The organism is Streptomyces sp. NPDC127092, from assembly GCF_042722475.1.
Lineage (GTDB): Bacteria > Actinomycetota > Actinomycetes > Streptomycetales > Streptomycetaceae > Streptomyces.
Map to the genome: position 1 here is coordinate 2,776 of NZ_JBHXFE010000088.1, position 3,407 is coordinate 6,182.

Below are 3,407 nucleotides of genomic sequence, written 5' to 3' on the forward strand. Positions count from 1 at the left end.
CAGCGAACATCGCGTGCGACCACGCGACTCGGAAGGCAAGCTGAGCTGACGGTGTGCCGTGCGCAGCGTGGCCGCTACGCCAGAGGACGCGTTCGAGGCCGCACATGACTTGCCACCCGCTGCGCCCCTCAGGTTCACGCGCCCCTACGCAGCGGTTCGGGCACCAGGAGATATCGCGGCCATAGAGATGGTGCGTACGGTCCCGTCAAGCCGTACCGTGTTCCGGCACGCGAAGATACTCAACGTCGTTGAGGGCTCCTGCGCCCTAGAGACTGCTGAGAGCATGCACGTCCTGCGTCCTGGCATGTCTCTTGCCCTCGGCACCGGCAAATGGTGCCGCGTGCGCCCATCCCCGTCCGTACGCATCTGGGCCATCTACGCCGACGAGCAGTTCTGGCGCACCCAGATGGCATGGTTCCTCCCTGACGCAGAACGAGTGATCGCAGGAGTACACCCCCTCGAGTGGGACGGCCGCGCAATCGTCCTTGCGCCAGGTATCGCTGTGCTGCGGCATGTCGAGCCGATATGGCGACAGATGAGCGTACTGCGCAGCGGGACCCACTCGCCCGAAGTCGTCGCGACTCACACTCTCGAGCTTCTCGCACGATGGATGAGGCTGATACTGCCGACTTTTCTGGACGAAGCGCCGGACACCCTCACGACACCGTGGGCACCCATCAATGGACGACTGACCGACACCGGATCTATTGGCTACGTCGGTCAGGCAATCCGGTTGCTTCGCGGGCGCATCGCAGAGCCGTGGACCGTTGGAGCGCTCTCACGCGAACTCTCCCTCTCACGGACCCACCTCACCCGCATGTTCGTACAGTACGCCGGCGCCGCACCAATGCGTCTACTCACTGAACTCCGGCTCACCGAATTCGCGCGGCTCATCGAAGAAACCGACATTTCCGTAATGCGTGCCGCAAGCGAAGTCGGGTGGAGCGATCCGCGCGTAGCATCCCACTGGTTTCTCCGTCGCTACGGCATCACGCCGACACAGTACCGGCGCACACCACATACGGTTCCTGAGGATCGACAAAGCCACGCTATCGCTGTCAACGACACCAGCCGGTAACCTCTGCGGACTCGTCGTATGAACCGCTCCACTCGACGCGTGTCCCACGTTTCGCCGGCGACGTCGACAGGTCTTGGACTGCCGTGTAGAACACGTCAAATACGTCGGGTTCATCGCGGAGCCTGACGGCCACAGGCCCAGTCCGTTGTCCGTCTCTCTTCTTCCTGATCCGCCCGGCGCACCTCATGGTCGCAAGGGTCAACGGCTTGTGCCGTTGGCCTCGCCGGGAGGAGGTCATTGATGGCGACGGACGAGGAGGCGCGAGCAGCGCGGGATGCGCGGCTCCAACAGCTCCATGAGCGGCTAACGGCTGCAGTCGATCAGCTCGTCTCGGGTCAAGCCCCTCGTGATGGTGTAGCGGTCTGATCCTTCATGGGGGTCAGGCGCTGAGGCCGAGGTTGAGTTCGGTGTCGGGGTCCACCTCGTCTCCGGTGTTGGTCACGGTGGTGAGCCTGCAGCGGGCCAGGACTTCGAGACCGAGGTAGCGTCGACCCTCGGCCCATTCATCGGTCTGCTCGGCCAGCACCGCACCCACTAGCCTGACGATGGCCGCCCGGTTGGGGAAGATGCCCACCGCGTCGGTGCGACGGCGGATCTCCCGGTTGAGCCGCTCGGCCGGGTTGTTCGACCAGACCTGCGTCCAGACGTCCTTCGGGAACGTGGTGAAGGCCAGGATGTCCGCCCGGGCGGCGTCGAGGTGCTCAGCCACGGTGGGCAGCTTCTCGCTCACGTAGTCCAGGAGCCGGTCGAACTGCGCGTGCACGCTGGCCGCATCGGGCTGGTCATAGACCGAGTGCAGCATGGCTTTCACGGCCGGCCACATGTTCTTCGGGGTGATGCCCATCAGGTTCGCCGCGTAATGGGTGCGGCAGCGCTGCCACGTCGCTCCGGGCAGGTTCGCCGCGATGGCGTCCTTGAGTCCGGTGTGGGCGTCAGAAGTAACCAACCGGACCCCGGCCAGGCCGCGGGCGACCAGGTCGGCGAAGAACTCGTTCCACGCCGCCCCGGTCTCCGAGGTGGCGACCCGCAGGCCCAGGACCTCGCGGTGGCCGTCAGCGTTGACCCCGGTGGCCAGCAGCACCACGGCGTTGACCACGCGCCCGCCCTCGCGGACCTTCATGCTCAGCGCATCGGCGGCCACGAACGTGAACGGGCCGGCCACCCCGAGCGGGCGGTGGCGGAATGCCTCGACCTGCTCGTCGAGCTCGGTGGCCATCCGGGAGACTTGGGACTTGGACAGGGCGTTGACGCCCAGAGTCTTGACCAGCTTGTCCATCCGTCGGGTCGAGACCCCGGCGAGGTAGCAGTCAGCGACCACGGTGATCAGCGCCGACTCCGCTCTCTTCCTGCGTTCAAGTAGCCAGTCCGGGAAGTACGTGCCCGATCTGAGCTTGGGGATGGCCACGTCCAGGGTGCCGACCCGGGTGTCCAGGTCCCGGTGGCGGTACCCGTTCCGCTGAGCAGTGCGCGAGGAGCTGGGCTTGCCCCATTCGGCACCGACCACCGCGTCGGCATCCGCGGACAGCAAGGTGTTGATCATGGTCTGCAGCAGATGGCGCATCATGTCCGGGGACGCTTCAGACAGGGCTTCTCCGAGCAGGCCGGCAGGGTCGAGAATATGAGGAGCGGTCATCGTGATGACTCCATTCGAGGATTCTGTGGAAGGTTGACTCGACGGATCACACGGTGGCCGCGTCCACGTCTGAGACGACACGCCCGACCACCGGGCGCTACACCACTATGCGGGACTCAACTTGAACGTGTTGCTGTTTCGTGGGCGATGTTCGAGAGACGCCCCTACGGAGACTCCCACGCCTGCTCTTGCGCTCCGTTCGAACCAGAGGTCAACCATGCCGTCGTAAAGCTCCCCCAGGGCACCTTCAGCAGTGAGGGTCGCCGGTCCCGCGAGCTTGGCAAGGTAGTGGTGGCCTCTCTTGCGCAACTGTTTCGCCGCCCGGTTGATCGTTTTCGATATCCGAGCATCTGCGTCGTGCTTCTTAATCTCCCAGAGCCGGAAAACGAGGGTTCCGCAAGAGTCCTCGTAGACGACGAGCCCATCTCCCCCTGGTTCGAGTGCATCGGCCTTGATGGGTGGCGCTTCTACGAGAGTGCGTCCGTCCCGACAGGATGTACGCTCGGCCACAACGCGGTGCCAGAGCAACTCCGCGACGTGCCCTTGTACATGATCGGCGGGCTTCGGAGCATCCGGAAGGCCGAAGCCGATGGAAACAAATGCCTTGACGGCTTCTAGTTGTAGGAGGGCATGACGTTGTTGACTCGGGTCGGTGCCAGTGAGGCCGGAGGAGCGTCTCCGCAGGAGGTATGAGGC

The 3,407-nt window shown here is 64.6% G+C and carries 3 protein-coding genes; 1 reads left to right on the forward strand and 2 read right to left on the reverse strand.

Translation table 11 applies throughout. The features are described from left to right. Positions 1–304 precede the first annotated feature (304 nt). The gene (locus tag ACFWJO_RS36975) at positions 305–1,078 is read left to right on the forward strand and encodes a helix-turn-helix domain-containing protein (protein ID WP_386872488.1); all 774 of its coding nucleotides are present in this window, start codon (positions 305–307) and stop codon (positions 1,076–1,078) included. Positions 1,079–1,457: 379 nt separating this feature from the next. Here ACFWJO_RS36975 and ACFWJO_RS36980 read toward each other — a convergent pair whose 3' ends face one another. Together ACFWJO_RS36980 and ACFWJO_RS36985 are read right to left on the reverse strand one after the other, a co-directional pair. After that, the gene (locus tag ACFWJO_RS36980) at positions 1,458–2,711 is read right to left on the reverse strand and encodes an IS256 family transposase (protein WP_036312731.1); all 1,254 of its coding nucleotides are present in this window, start codon (positions 2,709–2,711) and stop codon (positions 1,458–1,460) included. 105 nt (positions 2,712–2,816) lie between these two features. Next, the coding region (locus ACFWJO_RS36985) for a hypothetical protein (RefSeq protein WP_386872490.1) at positions 2,817–3,407 on the reverse strand (591 nt) is incomplete at its 5' end.

Excerpts from the sequence above, each read along its gene's own strand:
- ACFWJO_RS36980 (WP_036312731.1), bottom strand. The coding sequence starts at position 2,711 with ATGACCGCTCCTCATATTCTCGACCCTGCCGGCCTGCTCGGAGAAGCC.
- ACFWJO_RS36975 (WP_386872488.1), top strand. The coding sequence starts at position 305 with ATGTCTCTTGCCCTCGGCACCGGCAAATGGTGCCGCGTGCGCCCATCC.